Source organism: Candidatus Poriferisodalis sp., assembly GCF_965208925.1.
Classification (GTDB): Bacteria; Actinomycetota; Acidimicrobiia; order Acidimicrobiales; family Poriferisodalaceae; genus Poriferisodalis.
The window spans coordinates 1,793,493-1,811,608 of the sequence record NZ_OZ242364.1; the positions used below are offsets into that span (position 1 = coordinate 1,793,493).

The 18,116-nt window shown below is 68.1% G+C and carries 16 protein-coding genes; 9 read left to right on the top strand and 7 right to left on the bottom strand.

Annotated elements, in window-relative coordinates:
* Positions 1-50: 50 nt before the first annotated feature.
* From paaA to ACOGI5_RS07940, 5 genes are all read left to right on the top strand, one after another.
* Positions 51-971 carry a 1,2-phenylacetyl-CoA epoxidase subunit PaaA gene (gene paaA / locus ACOGI5_RS07920; RefSeq protein ID WP_419863883.1) on the top strand — a complete coding sequence of 307 codons (921 nt, stop codon included), beginning with the start codon at positions 51-53 and terminating at the stop codon, positions 969-971.
* Positions 968-1,582: an iron-sulfur cluster assembly protein gene (locus ACOGI5_RS07925; RefSeq protein ID WP_419863884.1), complete on the top strand. Its 615-nt coding sequence runs from the start codon at positions 968-970 to the stop codon at positions 1,580-1,582. Before paaA ends, ACOGI5_RS07925 begins: the two co-directional genes overlap by 4 nt.
* Complete coding sequence (gene paaB / locus ACOGI5_RS07930) at positions 1,579-1,851, top strand: 1,2-phenylacetyl-CoA epoxidase subunit B (protein WP_419863885.1); 273 nt, start codon at positions 1,579-1,581, stop codon at positions 1,849-1,851. Before ACOGI5_RS07925 ends, paaB begins: the two co-directional genes overlap by 4 nt.
* A complete protein-coding gene (paaC, locus tag ACOGI5_RS07935) occupies positions 1,848-2,621 on the top strand; it encodes a 1,2-phenylacetyl-CoA epoxidase subunit PaaC (protein WP_419863886.1) in 774 nt (257 codons plus the stop codon). Before paaB ends, paaC begins: the two co-directional genes overlap by 4 nt.
* An 81-nt stretch (positions 2,622-2,702) precedes the next feature.
* Positions 2,703-5,048 carry a xanthine dehydrogenase family protein molybdopterin-binding subunit gene (locus ACOGI5_RS07940; protein WP_419863887.1) on the top strand — a complete coding sequence of 782 codons (2,346 nt, stop codon included), beginning with the start codon at positions 2,703-2,705 and terminating at the stop codon, positions 5,046-5,048.
* Here the strand turns inward: ACOGI5_RS07940 and rmuC are convergent.
* Positions 5,034-6,320, bottom strand: coding sequence for a DNA recombination protein RmuC (gene rmuC, locus ACOGI5_RS07945; protein ID WP_419863888.1), 1,287 nt, complete (start codon positions 6,318-6,320; stop codon positions 5,034-5,036). The genes ACOGI5_RS07940 and rmuC overlap by 15 nt on opposite strands.
* Positions 6,321-6,530: 210 nt before the next feature.
* Between rmuC and ACOGI5_RS07950 the strand changes: the two genes are divergently transcribed.
* Both ACOGI5_RS07950 and rsgA read left to right on the top strand, forming a co-directional pair.
* On the top strand, positions 6,531-8,234 hold the full coding sequence (locus ACOGI5_RS07950; RefSeq protein ID WP_419863889.1) for an ABC transporter substrate-binding protein: 1,704 nt from the start codon (positions 6,531-6,533) through the stop codon (positions 8,232-8,234).
* Complete coding sequence (rsgA, locus tag ACOGI5_RS07955) at positions 8,227-9,348, top strand: ribosome small subunit-dependent GTPase A (RefSeq protein ID WP_419863890.1); 1,122 nt, start codon at positions 8,227-8,229, stop codon at positions 9,346-9,348. The genes ACOGI5_RS07950 and rsgA overlap by 8 nt, the downstream gene beginning before the upstream one ends.
* Before the next feature lie 18 nt (positions 9,349-9,366).
* On the opposite strand, the gene ACOGI5_RS07960 is transcribed toward rsgA, so the two are convergent.
* Complete coding sequence (locus ACOGI5_RS07960) at positions 9,367-10,152, bottom strand: enoyl-CoA hydratase (RefSeq protein ID WP_419863891.1); 786 nt, start codon at positions 10,150-10,152, stop codon at positions 9,367-9,369.
* 44 nt (positions 10,153-10,196) lie between these two features.
* Positions 10,197-11,039 carry an enoyl-CoA hydratase/isomerase family protein gene (locus tag ACOGI5_RS07965; RefSeq protein ID WP_419863892.1) on the bottom strand — a complete coding sequence of 281 codons (843 nt, stop codon included), beginning with the start codon at positions 11,037-11,039 and terminating at the stop codon, positions 10,197-10,199.
* A 67-nt stretch (positions 11,040-11,106) separates the two neighbouring features.
* Here ACOGI5_RS07965 and ACOGI5_RS07970 point away from each other — a divergent pair, with 67 nt between their 5' ends.
* Positions 11,107-12,273, top strand: a complete 1,167-nt coding sequence (locus ACOGI5_RS07970) for a mechanosensitive ion channel family protein (RefSeq protein ID WP_419863893.1) — start codon at positions 11,107-11,109, stop codon at positions 12,271-12,273.
* Between the two features lie 13 nt (positions 12,274-12,286).
* Here the strand turns inward: ACOGI5_RS07970 and valS are convergent, their stop codons facing one another.
* Positions 12,287-14,947, bottom strand: coding sequence for a valine--tRNA ligase (gene valS / locus ACOGI5_RS07975; protein ID WP_419863894.1), 2,661 nt, complete (start codon positions 14,945-14,947; stop codon positions 12,287-12,289).
* A gap of 202 nt (positions 14,948-15,149) precedes the next feature.
* Between valS and ACOGI5_RS07980 the strand changes: the two genes are divergently transcribed.
* Positions 15,150-15,497 (top strand): hypothetical protein, encoded by a 348-nt coding sequence (locus ACOGI5_RS07980; RefSeq protein ID WP_419863895.1) that lies wholly within the window; start codon positions 15,150-15,152, stop codon positions 15,495-15,497.
* Positions 15,498-15,612: 115 nt separating this feature from the next.
* On the opposite strand, the gene ACOGI5_RS07985 is transcribed toward ACOGI5_RS07980, so the two are convergent.
* From ACOGI5_RS07985 to ACOGI5_RS07995, 3 genes are read right to left on the bottom strand one after another with little or no spacing between them, the layout of a single operon-like run.
* Positions 15,613-16,851 (bottom strand): CaiB/BaiF CoA transferase family protein, encoded by a 1,239-nt coding sequence (locus ACOGI5_RS07985; RefSeq protein WP_419863896.1) that lies wholly within the window; start codon positions 16,849-16,851, stop codon positions 15,613-15,615.
* Between the two features lie 11 nt (positions 16,852-16,862).
* Entirely contained in the window at positions 16,863-17,126 is a 264-nt protein-coding gene (locus tag ACOGI5_RS07990) for a hypothetical protein (protein ID WP_419863897.1), read from the bottom strand.
* A 44-nt stretch (positions 17,127-17,170) separates the two neighbouring features.
* The gene (locus tag ACOGI5_RS07995; RefSeq protein ID WP_419863898.1) at positions 17,171-18,106 is read right to left on the bottom strand and encodes a DUF5317 family protein; all 936 of its coding nucleotides are present in this window, start codon (positions 18,104-18,106) and stop codon (positions 17,171-17,173) included.
* Between the last annotated feature and the right edge of the window lie 10 nt (positions 18,107-18,116).

An 18,116-nucleotide genomic window follows, 5' to 3' on the forward strand; every position in this document is an offset into this window, starting at 1 on the left:
GCACAGCGCACGCGTAGCATTCGCATTGTCCCCGTGAAAGGGAGGTGACTATGCGCAGATGGGACTCGATGGACGAATTCGAGGCCTTCCTGGATGGCGGAGGGCTGGTGGAGCCCGATGACGACATGCCAGATGCGTACCGCGAGGCAGTGTTCCGGTTCATCGAGCTGCATGCGAACAGCGAGTACATGGGCGGGCTGACCGAGCGGGACTGGATCGCCAAGGCGCCGGGGCTGACGAACAAGCTGACGGCGCTGGCCAAGACCCAGGACGAGATCGGCCACGCGCACCTGCTGTACATGGTGGCGGCCGACATGGGCGTCAAGACCCGTGACGAGATGACCGCCGACTTGCTGGCCGGGCGCACCACCTTTCACAACGTGTTCCACTACCGGGCGTACTCGTGGGGCGATCAGATCGCCATCGCGTACCTGGTGGATGCGGCGGCGCTCGCCAGCCAGCAGGCCGTTTTCAAGAACTGCAGCTACGGGCCCTACAAGCGCATCCTGCGGCGGATCATCGCCGAGGAAGGCTTCCACATGCGCAACGGCGAGGAGCTGTTGCTGAAGATGGCCAAGGGCACAGCTCAGCAGCACCAGATGATGCAGGAAGGCATCGACCGGTGGTGGTGGCCGTCGGTGCAGCTGTTCGGGCCCGACACCCGATCCGACGACGTGCTGCTGCGCTGGCACATCAAGTCTGAGCGCAACGAGGATTTGCGGGATCGGTTCGTGCAGAAGATGGTGCCGCAGCTGCAGGCGGCCGGCTTCACGATTCCTGACCCCGACTTGCAGCAGGATCCCGAAACCGGCCGTTGGGTCAGCGGGGAGATCGACTGGGATGCGCTGAAGGCCGCGATCGCGGGCCGCGGGCCCGACAGCGCACGGCGCTTGAACGATGCGCGCCTCGCTTGGGACGGGGCTGCATGGGTTCGTTCCGCGCTGGACGAAGCCGCGGCGGTGCCTGCATGAGCGAGCGCCGCAGCACGGCCGCTATGGAAGCGGCGCCGACCAGCACGGCCGCTATGGAAGCGGCGCCGACCAGCACAGCCGCTATGGAAGCGGCGGTACTCGAGGCGGTGTCGACGGTGTGCGATCCCGAGTATCCCGAGATCACCATCGCCGAGCTGGGGATCCTCGAATGTGTCGCCGCGAACGATGACGGCGACGCGGTCCGGATCGAGTTGGTCCCCACCATGTTGGGCTGTCCGGCGCTTGATGTGATCGCCCGCGACGTGGCCGCTGCGGCGCGCTCGGCGTGCATGGGCAGCAACGTGTCGGTGGACGTGGTGTTCGTCGCCGACCCGGTATGGACGCCGGATCGCATCGCGCCCGGAGCGGTGGACTTCATGGCCCGCGAGTATTCGGTGGCCGTTCGCCGTGCTCAATCCGACGGGCTGGGGTCGGGCGCAGCATGCCCCATCTGCGGCAACGGTGCCTTGGAGCACCGGTCAGACTTCGGGCCGACGCCGTGCCGCAGCGTGGAATGGTGCCCGAGCTGCCGCAACCCGATCGAGGTCGTCGGCAGGGTGGACTTGCCGGCCGCCATGGGGGCGGCGTCAGCCAGGTCGGCATTCGCATGAAGACGTACGAGGTGTTCCTCAAGCGTCCCGGCAAGGATCCATTCACCCACGTCGGCGCGCTCGAAGCACCAGACGACGATCTGGCCCTCAGCTTTGCCCGCGACTGCTACACCCGGCGCTCGGAGGGAGACCAGATGTGGGTGGTGGCCCGCGACGACCTGCTGGTCGCCGACACCGTCGAGCTCGAGATGGCAGACCGTCCTCATCGCCACAACGATGGAGCGCTGTTGCGGGATCTGCGGCAGGCCGGAGACCCCTCAGCCTCATGACCGACGCAGCTCAGGCAAGCATGGACGGCGCGCGCGAGATGGCGCTGGCGCTCGCCGATGACGAGCTGTGCATCGGTCAGAACCTGGCGTGGTGGATCGCGGTCGGCCCGTTCCTCGAGGAGGATCTGGCGCTGACCTCGATCAGCCAGGACGAGTTGGGCCATGCCCGCGCGCTGTACGGGCTGCTCGGCGACGACATCGACGCGTTGGCCTATGGACGCCAGCCGCACGAGTACCGCAGCGCGCACCTCGCCGAGCTGCCCTGCCGCGACTGGGGCGAGACCTTGGTCCGGCACTTCCTGTACGACACGGCCGAGACCGTCCGCTGGGCAGCGCTGGCCGACTCGTCGTGGGAAGCCCTCGGCGCCGTTGCGCGCCGAGCTCTGGCTGAGGAACGGTCGCACCTGCGCCACGCGTCGGGCTTGCTGTCACGGCTGCTGCGCACCGAGGCAGGTCGATCGCAGCTGCTCCCGCTCTTCGATCAATTCACGCTGTTGGCGTGTGAGCTGTTCGAGCTCCCGCCAGATTGCGCCGCCGACGGCCTCGTTGCTGCAGGCATCATCGCTCGCCCTATGAGCGAACAGCGTGCCGAATGGCAGGCGGCGGTCGATGACACCCTTGCTGAGGCCGGGTACCAGCCGCAGTGGCCGGAGCACGCCGATCCTGCATCAGCGGCCAACGGCCGGGCCGGACTGCGCTCACCCCATTTCGCAGCGCTGCACGCGGAGATGGTCGAGGTGCTCGCGCTGGATCCGACGGCGCGCTGGTAGCTCCTCTGCCACAATCCCCCGGGTGCGTCAGCCGGAGGCTTCGGCGACTGCAGGCAACGCAACGAAGAGACAGGTCGATTCATGGCATTGCGAGGAACATCTGTCGTCCGGCGCGAGGACGAGTCGCTGCTGCGCGGCCAGGGACAGTTCGTCGCCAACCTCGCAGTCGATGCCGACTGGGAGCCCATGGCGCACGCTTGCTACGTGACGTCGACGGTTTCTCACGCCGAGATCACCGGCCTTGATGTGAGCGCGGCACGCAACTCGCCCGGTGTGGTCGATGTCGTCACGGCAGCCGATCTCAATCTGGAGCCCTACCCGTCGCCGAATCCGGCGTTCGACGCCGCCATCGTGCGCCCGATGCTGGCCGCCGACCGGGTGCGGTTCGTGGGCGAGCCCGTCGCCGTCGTGGTGGCAGACAGCCCGGCCGCGGCGATCGACGCGGCTGAGCTGGTCATCGTCGACTACGAGCCGCTGCCGGCACTCGTCGATCCCGAAGAAGCACTCGAGGGCCCAGCGCTGTTCGACGGCATGGCGGAGCCGAACGTGGTGATCCGCATGTCGCTCGACGGCGAGGAGGCCGACTTCGACTCATGCGAGGCGGTGGCCGAGGTCCGCACGATCAACAACCGCATCGCACCGTGCCCCTTGGAGCCGCGCGTTGCGGCGAGTCGCTGGGCCGACGACGGACGCCTGCACCATGTCAATGCGGGCCAGGGACCTCACCCGGTGCGCGCCGGCCTCGCCAAGATGCTCGAGCTCGACCGGTCCCAGATGCGCGTGCTCTCGCGCGATGTCGGAGGCAGCTTCGGAGCGAAGGCTCGGCCGCATCCCGAGGAGGCGCTGCTGGGTTGGCTGGCGGCGCGCACCGGCCGGCCGGTCATGTGGGTGCCCTCGCGCACCGACGACATGGTGGGTCTCGTTCACGGCCGCGGGCAGATCCAGTACTGCCGCATCGGCGGCACCCGCGACGGTCGTATCACGGCATTTGCGGTGCACGTGGTTCAACAGGCTGGTGCCTACGGGAACATGGGTGCGGCGTTGCCGAACAACGGCCGGGCGATGCTGGCGGGCTGCTACGACATCGCCACGCTGGGCTTCACCTCGGTCTCGGTGCTCACCAACACCACGCCGACCGGTCCCTACCGGGGCGCCGGGCGGCCCGAAGCGGCAGCGGCGATCGAGCGGGCCGTCGACGTCTTCGCTGCCGAGATCGGCATGGACCCTGCCGAGGTGCGCCGGAAGAACTTCTTGCAGCCGGAGGTCTTCCCGCTCACCACCCGCACCGGCATGCCCTACGACACGGGCGCGTACGAGGCCAGCCTGGATGCTGCGCTCGACGCGGCCGGCTACAGCGCATTGCGTGCCGAGCAAGCCCGCCGCCGTGCCGACGGCGACGACAAGCTGCTCGGCATCGGACTGGCAACCTACGTCGAGCGCACTGCGGGGATCGGGCGTTCCGAGTACGGGGCGGTGGAGCTGGTTTCGGGCGGTCGCATCGTGGCGCGCACCGGCTCCTCGCCGTACGGGCAGGGTCACCACACCTCGTGGGCGATGCTCATTTCCGACCGCACCGGTGTGCCGATGGAGGAGATCGACATCGTCCACGGCGACACCGACGAGGTGCCCCGCGGCGAGGTGACCGGCGGCTCCCGCTCGGTGCAGTTGGCCGGCGCGGCCATCTGGCAAGCCTCGGCGACGCTGGTCGACCAGGCCCGATCAGTGGCGGCCACGCTGCTTGAAGCCGACCCTGCGGACATCACGCTGGACACCGAGGACGCGGCGTTCCACGTGCTGGGCACACCGGCGGTGTCGGTGGGCTGGGCGGCCATCGCCGAGCACCTCGCGTCGACGGCCGAGGCGTCAGGAGGCAACGGCGCCTTGGACGGCGACAGCGCAGCGGGACCGCGCTTGCTGCACGCCGAGGAGGTCTTCGACTCCGAGGCGCCCACGTTCCCGTTCGGCACCCATGTCGCCGTGGTGGAGGTGGACCGCCACACCGGCGATGTAGAGCTGCGCCGGCTCGTGGCCTGCGACGATGCCGGCACCATCCTCAATCCGCTGCTCGCGGCCGGGCAGGTGCACGGGGGACTAGCACAGGGTGCCGCCCAGGCGCTGTACGAGGAGTTCGTCTACGACCCCGACGGCAACCCGCTCACCGGGAACTTCGCGGACTACCCGATCATCTCGGCAGCAGAACTGCCGTTCTTCGACCGCGTGGTGCTCGAGACCCCCACTCACATCAACCCGCTCGGCGCCAAGGGCATCGGCGAATCTGGGACGGTCGGCGCCACCCCCGCCATCCAGAACGCCGTCGTCGATGCAGTCGCCCACCTGGGCATCCGCCACATCGACATGCCACTCACCCCGCAACGCGTCTGGCAAGCCATCACCGACGCCCCCGGAGCCGGCTCAGTCGTCGCCTGACGAGAGCTCCGGGGCGTTGGCGGCTCGCACATCGCGCTCCACCAAGCTTGGCTCATTGAGTTCCTCGCCTCCCGTGACAGAACCCAGCTCCCGGAAGCGACGGGCTTGGGGCAACACCATGCGCTCGAACGAGCCCACGCTGTCGTTGTAGGCGCCGACCGCGCTGCGCAGACCCCGACCCATCTTGTCCACGTGCTCGACGTAGGTCGAGAGGCGGGAGTACAGGTCGTTGCCGAGCTGGGCGACGATCTCCGCGTTGCGGGCAATGTCCTGTCGCTGCCATGCCAGTGCCACCGTTCTCAGGAAGGCAATCAACAAGCCCGGAGTTGCGATGAGAACTCGGTGCCGGTGCCAGGCGTTCTGCCAGACATCGCTGTCGACATCCATCGCCACGTCCAGCATCGGGTCGGTCGGCACGTACATCAGCACGAAGTCAGGTGATCCCGACACCCACCGGCCATAGTCGCGATCGCCCAGTTCTTTGGCCCGCTCGCTGAGGGCGACTGCGTGTTCGGCGAGCGCCTGCTGTTGTTCAGCTTCGTCAGAAGACTGCACGGCCCGGTCGTATGCGGCGAACGGCGTCTTGGCGTCGATCACGACGCTCGCTCCGCCCGGCACCTTGACGACCACGTCGGGCCGCAGCCGGCCCTCGCCTCCCGGTTCGCCCACTGTGGCCTGCTCGATGTAGTCGATGTGCCGGCTCATGCCGGCGGCCTCGATGACATTGCGGAGGTGCTGCTCGCCCCAGGCACCCCGCATCTTGGAGTCGCGCAGGATCTGGCGCAGGCCACTCGTCTCTGACACCAGTTGATCGACGCTTTTCGAGACTTTGGCCGTGTCCGCCACCCGGGCCTTGTCGGCATTGCTGACATGCTCCTGCAATTCCTGCAGGCGTTCCCGCATGGGCGTGACAAGTTCGGAGACCGTCTTGCCCGCCGTTTTGGTCTGCTCGGCGCTCAGGTCGCGGAACTCCTTCATGAAGGCGTCCCGCGTGGTTTCGCTGACCTGGGCCGCGATCTCTTTGAATCGACCCTCGATCTCAGCCTGCTGCTTCGCCATCTCCTCGACGCGCGCAGCCCGATCAGCCTTGACCGAGGCGAGCTGGGCCCGCAACTCTGCGGCAGCGTCGCGTTGGCCTGCCGATTCGTCGCGAGCCGTGTCGCGATCGAGCAGAACCTGTGCGAGCCGGCGGGACAACAGGGCCCACACGATGACCGCCCCGATGGCGAGACCTATCAGGAGACCCAGCACGACGGCAAGACCGGTGGACATGAGGCTCACTCCTTAATCGGCATTGATCATCGCGCCACTAGCGTCAGAAACGGTGCACAGCACATACGCCGGCACAAGTTCATGGGCTACCAGCGGCAAAGGCCCGGGCTCCTGAGATCGCGGCGCGCCGGCATTGCGGCCCTTGCCACGGTCCTGCTGCTGGTGGGGGCGTGCAGCACAGCTTCTGAGGACACGCCGGAAGCGGCGGCGGTGACGCCGACGATCGCTGACGGCGAGGGCACGGCAGACGTCACTCCGACGAACGGCGGATCCGGACAGTCGACGGTGCCGACGACACAGCGGTTGCCCAGCACATCACCGCGCCGGGGCGGCACGCTGCGCGTACTGCTGGCTGCAGACCCCACGCCCATCACCGGCTGGACACCGTGGGACCACGTCTGCGCTTGGTCATGCCGCAATGTGCTGGACCACGTCCTCGAGACGCTCACTGTCGTGCTTCCCGATGGATCGGTGGAACCCTGGCTGGCCGAGTCGGTGTCTGCGGACACCTCGTTGCAGCGATGGACGGTCACGCTGCGACCGGACATCACCTTTACCGACGGCGAGCCGCTGGATGCGCTCACGGTCAAGACCGGCATCGATGACTACCTGCGCTCGGGTCGAGCCAGCAGCGGCCACCTGCGAGACGCTCGCATCACCTCGGTCATCGTCATCGACGAGCTCACGCTGGTCATCGAGTTGAGCGAACCCAACGCCGGCCTGCCCGCCGCTCTGGCCGGCCCGGTCGGGCGGGTCTTCTCTGTAGTCGCCGCCGAGGCCGACCCGGGCATCTTCGCCAGAGCACCGGTGGGCACCGGCCCGTTCGTCTTCCGGCGCTGGTCGGTGGGGGAGCCGGCGGTGCTGGAGGCGAACCCGGACTACTGGCGGACGGCCTCGGACGGCTCGAGGTTGCCGTGGGCCGCCGAAGTCGTGTTCACCGAGATCGCCGATGAGCGACAGCGCCTCTCGGCGTTGCTCGACGGTCGCGGTGACGTCCTCATGTCGAGGTCGGCGGAGCTGTCCACGGCGGTGGCCGCAGCCGCGGATGGCGGGGGCCGCCCGCTCAGCGCGGTTCGGCGATTCGACGACAACGCCGGCGTCGTGCTGTTCAACCTGCTGCGCGCCCCGTTCGACGACATCCGGGTGCGCCGAGCATTAGTGGCCGCGGCAGACCAGGAGCGGCTCGTCTCGGCACTCGGCCCTGACGTCGATTCGCTGGCCGCGACGCAATGGTGGTCGCCCGCAAGCATCTGGCATTCGACCGAGGTCGCAGCGGCATGGCCCGCCCATGACCCCGAGCGCGCCCGCTCGCTGCTGCGCGAGTACACGGAGGACCCCGAACGCTCCGACGACCGGGACCCCGGCGAGCCGATACGGGTCAGGGTGTTGTGCACTGACGACCTCGCACTTGCGCGAATGACGGCCGAGCTCAAGCGTCAATGGGAAAGCACCGGCCTGATCCACGTCGATGTCGAGACGCTGGCCCGCACCGGGCTCATCAGCCGCGTCACGGGCTCGGTCGTCCAGAGCCCGTCCTTCGCCGGCGATTTCGGAGCAACGTGCTGGCGCGTCGGCGGCGAGTCCGATCCGGCAATCCTGGCGTCGGTCGCCGTCGGCCCGGTCCGCACCACGCCGCTGAACGTGTCCAACTTCACCGGCGAGCACTTGGCCGCGCTGGCGAGCCTGATCAAGTCAACTGACGCCGGGAACGAGCGACGTGACGCAGTAGCGCAGTTCATGCTGGAGCTCGCGAACGAAGCGCCCTACGTGTTCCTGAGCTATTCCTCGAGCGTCGTGGCGGCGACGGCTGATGTCGCTGGGCTCGGGCGGACCTCGCTTCCCGACGGCAGATCGGTCGACGGGCAGCGACTCGGTGTCGGCCGCTACGACGAAGTGTGGCTGCTCCGTGAGTGACGGTGCCGATTCCCACGCAGCGGAGCGTTCTTCGCCGAGCATGCGGCAGCTCGGCTGGCTGCGTCGGGCCGTCGCCGCCGCAGACCTACCGGACGGGCACGTCGTGAGCCGGGTCGCCGTCGAGCACCGGGGTGCCTACGAACTGGTCGATGCCACCGGCGAAGCCACTGGAGCGCTCGATGCCACGGCGCGCCGAGCGGCCAGGACGCCGTTCGACTACCCAACCGTCGGCGACTGGGTCGTTCGCTCACTGGAAGCCCGGCACGACCGTCGCGTGGCGATAGCCGACGTGCTGGATCGCTTCTCGCTGCTGTGCCGTCGCGCCCCGGGGCCCCGGATTCGCCCACAGCTCGTGGCGGCCAATGCCGACGTCTTGGCGGTGGTCACGACGCCTGCATTCGCAGACGATGCCGCTTCACCGGAGACGGCCGCCGCCGGCCATCGAATCGAGTGGTACCTCACGGCGGCGTTCAGCGGCGGTGCCCGGCCGGTGATCGTCGTGAACAAGATCGACACGGTGTCGAGCGCCGAGCACGAGGCGACCGTCGATGCGCTGCGCCGCCGGCTCGGCCCTGCGGCGGCCGACGTGCCGATCCTGGCAACCAGCGCGCTCGACGGCCGGGGGCTGGAGAGCCTCGGTGCCCTGGCCGCTGACGGGGCCACGGTCGCTCTCAGCGGACCGTCCGGAGTGGGCAAGTCATCGCTGGTCAACCGGCTCGCGGGAGCCGACGTGATACCAGTGGCTCCCCTGAGCGCGGACGGCCGCGGACGACATACCACCGTGCGCCGCCAGCTCGTCCCGGTCGGCGGCCCGGCCGGCGGGACCGTCGTGGACACGCCGGGCCTGCAGGACCTGGTCCCCTGGGGAGGCGATCTGGGGCTGCGCCCACCCGCCGGCGCTCAGGTCGGCTTGGCGAAGACGTTCGGCGAGATCGCCGCCCTTGCCCACGAATGCCGCTTCGCCGACTGCACGCACACGGTCGAGCCGGGTTGCGCTGTCGCCGCCGCCGTCGAGGACGGCCGGCTCGCTGCCGAGCGCCTCAGCACGTACCTGGAACTGGTCGCGGACATGGAGATTCCCGATGCGTTCGGCAGCGGTGGAGGATCTCGCTGAGCCGCGGCGGCGGCTCGCTCAGCGGCCCTTGAACTCCGGCCGGCGCTTGTTCATGAACGCGTCGACGCCTTCTTGGTAGTCCTCGCTGTCGAAGCACGCCCGGATCATGGCCTCCACCTCGGTGAAGTCGCGCTGAGACTCCGGCTTCTGCCACTGGGTCAGCGCCGCCTTGGCGGCGGCGATGGTCAGCGGGGCGTTCTGGCCGATGAGATCGGTCCATTCGTCAACTGACGCCTCCAGGTGCGCTTTGGGCACCACCCGGTTGACGAGCCCCATCTGCAGGGCTTCCTGCGCTCCGAAGCGGTCGGCCAGGAAGAAGATGCGCTTGGCTGCCGAAGGTCCGACCAGCCGCATCAGCGTGCCGATGCCGGCAGCGCCGTAGCCGAGGCCGAGACGCGCGGCGGGAATCGTGAACTGCGCATCTTCGGCGACGACGCGCAGGTCGGCTGTCAGGGCCACCGCCAGGCCGCCGCCGATGCAGTAGCCGTGGATGGCGGCGATGAGCGGCTTGGACAGGCCGAGCAGCGCCGCGTGCGCTTTGGACGTCGTGTCGTCGTAGTCACGGTTGCCGCTCGCGTCAGACCGCTGCTCGCCGAATTGGCTGATATCGGCGCCTGCCGCGAAGGCACGCTCGCCGGCACCGCGGATCACCACCACCCGGATGTCGTGGTCGTTCTCCAGCGCGGTCGCGGCGTCGGTGATGCCGTTCCACATCTGCGCGCTGATGGCATTGTGCCGCTCAGGGTGGTCGAGGATGATGCGGCCCACATGACCGTCGCGTTCGAGATGCACCTGCCCGCTCACGGCGGCCGACGCTACCGCCCGGCCCGTGGACATGCCGGAGACGTTCAGGATTCGGGCGGTACCCAGCTGGCGTCGCGGCGTTCGCGGAAGGCTGCGATGCCTTCTGCCGCCTCCTCGCTCTGGAACAGCCGCTGGCTGAGTTCGGCCGTCCATTCCCAAGCCTCGTCCCGGGCCATCTGCGGCACCCTCGCGACGAGCTGCTTGGTGTTGGCCAGCGCGTTGGGGCCGCCCCGCACCAAGCGACGCAGCGTCGCCGCCACCTCGCCATCGAGCTGCTCGCGCGGCACCGCTCGATTGATCAGACCCGCCGCCGCCGCTCGAGGAGCAGGCACCCGCTCGCCCTCAAGGAACAGCTCGCTGGCGTCGGCGCGGCGCAGCTTCGGCAGGCAGACCACCGAGATCACCGCGGGCGCGACGCCGATGCGAACCTCGGTGAAACCGATGATGGCGTCGTCGGCGGCGATCGAGATGTCCATTGCTGCAGCCAGCCCCACACCGCCGGCGGTGACATGACCGGCCAGCCGGCCCACCACGGGCTTGTCGCAGGTCATGATCCTCTCGAGGATTTCCACGAAGTTGTGGCGCAGCGTCGGCTGGGGCACCCCGGGCTGGGCGGCACGCAGGTCCGCGCCAGCACAGAACGTGTTGCCGACGTGGGTGAACAGGATCGCTCGCACCCCAGGATCGGCCAATGCCGCTTCGAAGTGATCACCGACGCCGTTCACGATCTCGACGCTGAGCGCATTGCGGTAGTCGGGCCGGTTCAGCGTGATCGTTGCCACCCCGCCTGCGACCTCGTAGAGCACGGCTGCATCCGGGTCGCCGGCCCGAAGGTGATTGGGCTGTGTGCGATTGTCGGTGCCGTCGCTGGCGAGGTCCTCTGACATCGCAGCGATGCTAGAGGCTGAACCCCCTGTACTCAGCGGCTGGCGAGCGACTCCTAGGCTCCCTCAGATGACCGGACTTCTCGCGCAGGCCGAATCGGCGACCGATGCGGTCGACGCGCTCCTGGAAATCAGCCGGAGCACCGAAGTGTGCGGCACCGAGCCCAGCTGGGTCTGCGAACGCATCCTGGACTGGACTGGCAGCGAGGGCTTCGCGTCGGCATCGGTGTGGATCGTGGACAAGCCGCTCACGGTGCTGATCATCCTGCTGCTGGCGATCATCGCCCGCCGGGTCATGCGTCGCGCCATCGACCACATGGTGGAGCGAATTGCGTCCGACAAGAAGCACGCCGAGGAAGACGAAGCCGCCCGCACCGCCGAAGAGGGCCGAACCTGGGATCCCGAGCGGCTCGCCGAAAAGATGTCTCAGCTTCGTGAGCGCACCGAGCGTGCCAGCCAGCGGGCCAAGACACTGGGAACGCTGTTCAAGAGCATCGCCACCACGATCATCTGGGCTGTCGCGTTGATGATGCTGCTCGGCGAGTTTGATGTGAATCTCGGACCGCTCATCGCAGGTGCGGGCATCATCGGCGTCGCCGTCGGCTTCGGCGCCCAGTCGATCGTGCGCGACCTGCTGACCGGTGTGTTCATGCTCATTGAAGACCAGTACGGCGTCGGCGACGTGGTCGACCTCGGCGATGCCGTCGGCACGGTCGAGTCGGTCGGGCTGCGCACCACGCGGCTGCGCGACATCTCCGGCACGGTCTGGCACGTGCCCAACGGTGCGATCGCCCGGGTGGGCAACATGTCACAGCTGTGGGCCCGGGTGCCACTCGACCTCGACGTGGCCTATGACACCGATCTCGACGAGGCCATGGCGATCATCAAGCGAGTCGCGGACGAGGTGTGGCAAGAGCAAGGCGACAGCACCACGGTGCTTGAAGAACCCACCCTGTCTGGGGTGCAAGCCTTCGGCGCTGATGCCGTCACCATCCGGGTCATGCTCAAAACCGAGCCGTCTGAGCAGTGGGCGACGGCTCGCTTGATGCGCAAGCGCATCAAGGACGCCTTCGACGAGGCCGGCATCGAGATCCCGTTCCCGCAGCGAACGGTCTGGGTGCGCAGCGGTGAGCCCGATGGCGAGAGCGGCGAGCGGCCCCGCAGCGCCTTCGAGACCGTGGCCTCGCCGATGGAGGCCGAGGACGCCGACGCTGACGGCGCCGACAGCGATCTGTAGCTACGGCGATGATCTAGGCGTCGGCTGGCGCCAGCGTCACGCTGACTTCGGGATGTAAGAGCGAATCGTCCGCCACGAACGTCAGGCTCTCGATGCGTCCGGCATCGATCAAGTCGGCCCGCGTTCGCTCCAGCGTGGCGACGTGGGCGTCCGCGGCGCTGACCTTCACCTGCTCGGCGGGCACGCGAAGACTGCGCCTGGCTTCGGTCTTCGCCCTGCGGACCTCGCTGAGCACCGACGCAGTGAGTTCGAACGCGCCCGACGGATGATCGGGAACGAGCGCGTCGATCTCTCCCGCGTCGGGCCACGTTGCGCGGTGCACTGAACCGTCCCGCCACCACGACCAGATCTCCTCGGTGACGAAGGGCAGGAATGGCGCGAACAGTCGCAGCAGCACGTCGAGCGCCGTCGTCAGCGTGAGATGCGCGTCGGCCGCCGCCTCTCCGCCCTGCCCGCCATAGGCCCGGCCCTTGGCCAGTTCCACGTAGTCGTCGGTGAATCGCCAGAAGAACTGTTCCGACCGCTCGAGCGCGCGGGCGTAGTCGAAGTTCTCGAAAGCGTCAGTAGCGGCCCGCACCAGCCCGGCAAGCTCAGCCAGCAGTGCTGCGTCCAAGGCGTTGCGGACCGGGCCGGCGCGACCGGTTGAACCTGCGTCAGGGCGCGCGTCCTGATCCGTGGCCTCCGCGGGCGTCGCGCCGCCGGTGAGTGTCAGAGCGAACTTTGCTGCATTCAACAGCTTGATCGCCAGCCGGCGCCCGATCTTCATCTGCCCTTCGTCAAAGGCCGTGTCGGTGCCGGGACGGCCGTTGGCGGCCCAGTAGCGCACGGCGTCGGCGCCGTACGTGTCGAGCAGGTCCACCGGCGTCACCACGTTGCCCTTGGACTTGGACATCTTCTTGCGATCAGGATCGAGGATCCAGCCAGACAGGGCGCAGTGGTGCCAGGGGGCACAGTCATGCCCGAGATGGCTGCGCACCGCCGTCGAGAACAGCCAGGTCCGGATGATGTCGTGGCCCTGGGGTCGCATGTCCATCGGATAGGTGCGCTCCCACAGGTCCGGGTCCTCGCTCCACCCGCAGGCGATCTGCGGCGTCAGCGACGACGTGGCCCAGGTATCCATCACGTCGTGATCGCCGACGAAGCCTCCCGGCTGGCCCCGCTGCGATTCGTCGTAGCCGGCAGGCACGTCGCTGCTCGGGTCGACCGGCAACGCACTGTCGCCCGGCACAAGCGGCTGTACCCAGATCGGCTCGCCGGCGTCGTCAAGCGGGTACCACAGCGGGATCGGCACCCCGAAGTAGCGCTGCCGGCTGATGAGCCAGTCGCCGCTCAGGCCCTCGATCCAGTTCGTGTACCGGCCCTGCATGTAGGGCGGGTGCCAGGTCATCTCCGAGCCTCGGGCGATCAGCGCGTCGCGCAGCTCGGCGTCGCGCCCGCCGTTGCGGATGTACCACTGGCGGCTCGACACGATCTCCAGCGGCCGGTCTCCCTTCTCGAAGAACTTCACGGCATGGGTGATCTGGCGCGGCTCGCCGATGAGATCGCCGGAGTCCCGCAGCAACTCCACTGTCACAGTGCGGGCGCCGCCCACCGTCCTGCCTGCCAGGCGTTCGTATGCCTCGCGGCCAGCGGTCCCTTCGATGCCATGCGGCGGGTCGGGGGAGATGCGCCCCCGGCGGTCCACGATCGTCCGCACAGGCAGGTCCAGCTCGCGCCACCACGTCACGTCGGTGGTATCGCCGAACGTGCAGATCATGGCGATGCCAGTGCCCTTGTCGGGCTCGGCCAGCTCGTGCGCCACCACCGGAACTTCCACGCCGAACAGCGGGGTCAGCACGGTAGAGCCGAACAGTGGCCGGTAGCGCTCGTCGTCGGGGTGGGCCACGAGCGCCACGCATGCAGCCAGCAATTCCGGCCGGGTGGTCTCGATCTCGACAGTGCTGCCTGGCAATGGGCCGTTGCGTGATCGGGGCGAGCCAGTGCGCCCGAACGCGATGCGGTGGTAGGCGCCGGGCCGCTCTCGGTCTTCGAGTTCGGCCTGGGCCACTGCAGTGCCGAAGGTGACGTCCCACAGCGAGGGCGCTTCGATCTGGTACGCCTCGCCGCGTTCAAGATTCCCGAGAAATGCACGCTGCGCAATCCGCTGGCAGCGTTCGTCGATGGTGGCGTAGGTCATCGACCAGTCCACGCTCAGCCCGAGCTGGCGCCACAAGGCTTCGAAGGCGTGCTCGTCTTCGGCGGTGAGCACGTGGCACAGCTCGATGAAGTTCCGGCGCGAGATCGCCAGCTCGCCGCGGGCTTCCACCGCCTTGGCGTCGCCGCCGTCAGCAGGCGGCTCGAAGTTCTCGTCGTAGGGCAGTGAGGGGTCGCAGCGCACGCCGAAGTAGTTCTGGACACGGCGCTCGGTGGGCAGGCCGTTGTCGTCCCAACCCATCGGGTAGAAGACCTCGTCACCTGCCATGCGCCGGTAGCGGGCGATGTTGTCGGTATGGGTGTAGCTGAACACGTGCCCCATGTGCAGCGAGCCGCTCACGGTCGGCGGCGGGGTGTCGATGCTGAATACCTGATCGCGGGTGGCGGTGCGATCGAAGCGGTACACGCCGTCGGCTTCCCAGCGCTGCGACCACTTCGCTTCGAGCCCGTCCACGGTGGGCCTGTCGGGCACCTGCGTCATGCGCCGCAAAGCTACCGGCGCGCTCGCTCGGAGGCCGGTCTCGGATGCCGGGCGGATGCGCAGCACGCACCGAGTGTTTCAGCGTTTGTCATGAAAATGTCACAAGAAAGCAATGAGACTGACTAGTGTGTGCAGTGGTTGCCGCCTGCGGGGGCGGTCGGCAGCTTCAGCCGTATTGCCGACCAAAAGGGGGTCGATTGGCATGATGGCGACAATCCTGACGCTGATCATCTTGGGCATGGTGTTCCAGGGTGCGATGGTGGTCGTGGACAGTGTCCTTGACACGCTCAAAGTGAACGACACGCTGAAGTCCATTCCGATTATCGGAGGCAATCTGAACCTGATCTGGGCATACCTGTTCGTGCTGATTTCTCAGATCAACGGTGCGAACGATGTGCTCAATCTGGGATTCGGAACGAACATGGAGCTGCTCTCGCTGGGCCGCTTCGGCATGGACGTGGCCACCGCCATTGTTCTCGTTGCGTTCATCCCGGTGCGAGACGCTGCAATCAGCGCCTTGAAGAAGGGCATCGGCGGACGCGGCGACTGAGCAGCGTCAAGGGCGGCGCCCCGCTGGGCGCCGCGCAATCGGCAGCTAGCCGACGTAGGGGCACCCCGCTCGCGGGGTGCCCTTTGCGCGGTGTGAACGAATGGCCCGGTGGCGGTCAGCTCGGCGCGACGATGACGCCCTCATCGCGCAGCGTGTCGATCTCGTTCGCGTCGTAGCCCAGCTCGCCGAGGATCTCCGCCGCGTGCTGGCCCAGCAGCGGGGCATGGCGCCGCAACCGTGTCGGCGTCGCTGAGTAGACCACCGGATCGGCCACGTACCGGTATGCCCCTTCGGTGGGATGCTCGGAAATGCTGACGAGGCCCACGGCGGCGAGCTGGGGATCTGCGTCGAGGTCTGCCAAGTCCATGACCCTCGCGGCCGGGATCGAGTGGGTGTCGCAGTAGGCGATCCACTCATCGGTCGTGCGACGCACCGAGAGCTCCCCGAACAGGGCGTACAGCTCGTCGATGTGCGCGATCCGCGAGTTGTGGTCTGCGAAGCGCGGATCGTCGGCCAGCTCGGGTCGTTCGACGAACGCGAAGAAGGCCCGGTACTGCGCATCGTTGTAGGGCAGCAGGCACACCCAGCCGTCGGCTGTGGGGTAGGGACGCCGGTGCGGCGTGAGCAGCCGGTCATATCCGAACGGTCCCTCGGGCGGCTCGAACACGGCGCCGCGATAATGCTCCACCAGGTTGAAGGCCACCATCGTCTCGAACATCGGCACTTCGATGGCCTGTGCCACGCCGGTCCGCTCCCGGTGGAACAGGGCCGCGAGCACGGCCTCCACCACATGCAGCCCGGTGACCTTGTCTGCGATCACCGAGGGGACGAAACCAGGTTCGCCTGCGATGCGACCGATCAGGTCCGACAGGCCAGATGCAGCTTGGATGGCGTCGTCGTACGCTGCCTTGTCGCGGTAGGGACCGCCGCTGCCGTAGCCGTTCGCGCGGCAGCAGATGAGCCGCGGATGCTCCGCTCGCAGGGAGTCGGCGTCGAGTCCAAGCCGCTCGAGCGCCGCAGCTCGCATGTTGGTGATCAGCACGTCGGAGCTCGCGAGCAGCCGCTGCATGGCTGCACGACCGGCATCCGATTTGAGGTCCAGCGCCAGCGAGCGCTTGTTGCGCTGGATGTTGAGGCTGAAGCCGGACATGCCGGCTGAACGGGCGGGAAGACCGTTGCGCGTGGAATCTCCGTCCAGCGATTCCACCCTGATGACGTCGGCGCCGTGATCTCCCAGCATCCGGCACGCCATGGGCCCCATGAGCACGGTGGTGAGATCGACTACGCGTACGCCGTCGAGGGCGCCGGCCGCTTCGTCGCTGGCCGCGGCGGCTGGGCCTGCAGTGTCTGGCATGCGAGCCTCGCTCACTCAGTCGATCCGGCTGCAGCGGCCTGGCGCTCTTCGCGCTCGGCGGCCTTGATGCCGTGGCTCATGACGATGGTGGGCGCGAGCAGCATCGAGCCGACCACGAGCGCCACGGCGATCAGCGTGCTGAGCAGCGGCGTGTATCCCCAGCGGATGCCGATGGCCCCGCAGATGAGCGACGCGGCATAGAGGCCGTAGCCGGTTCGCTGCCCCAGGCTGGTGATCCGCTTCAGCCGAGCTCGCCGAGCGAGAACATCGTCCACGGGCCCATGATCCACGTACCCATTATCTCGGCACGCCGTGGCGTTCAGGCCCCGAAGAGCTGGGGATCGTGGCTCCCGGTCGGCTCATCACCGGAGGCCCGGCTGGGTGCAGGGACTTCATCGGTGTGCAGTTCATGCGGCCATGGCGCAGGAGCCGGCCATGGCGCGGGCTCCACCCGCTTCGCCCAGGCTGGCTCAGCATGCGCCGGCACCGGGCTGGGCTCAACCGGGGCAGCGGCAGGTGCGGGCGCTGTCGGCGCAGATGAGTCGACAAGCGGGGGGTGCTCCAGGGTCGTGCGCTGCCCTGCAGGTCTCAGCACTACGGAAGCCTCGTCGTAGTCGTCGAAGCCGCTCTGCGACACCGCCGCCAGTCCTTGCAGCTCCCGGGCACCGGGCCACATCAGCCGGAATCCGACGTTCGCCAAGCCGGCGGCGGTCACCAGGTCGCCCAGCGTGATGACGTCTTTCAGCGGCGCGAGCGGGATCGCACCCCCGAGCCAGGCAGCGATCGTCGCGTCGTCCGACCACCGACGTGCCGCGCCGAGCAGCACCCGGTCGATCCCATCGAAGTCGATGATGCCCGCGGCCACGACGGCACCTTCACTCACCGGCACGTAACCGTTCATCAGGAGCACGCCGAGATTCGCGGCCATGCCGATTGCAGCGACGCTTGCGCCGGCGATGTGCCGGTTGAGCAGGCAGCCCGCGAGCAGCAGCGCCAGCGATATGCCGAGGGCGAACCGGCCGGCGAGCATGTTGGTGTCGAGCCCGACGGCGAGCGACAGGACCGCCCCGAGCACCAGCACCGGCCAGTGATTGATTCGCACTGCTCGAATCCTGCCGAGCATCTCGGATGGCGTGCGGCCGGCGACAAGCGCAACAGCGAAGCCAACGCCGAGTCCGATGAAGGTCACGAGCGCGATGAAGAACACCGCGTTTTGAAGGTACCGAACGCCCGCAGCGCGCTCGTGGATGGTCACGAGCGCACGA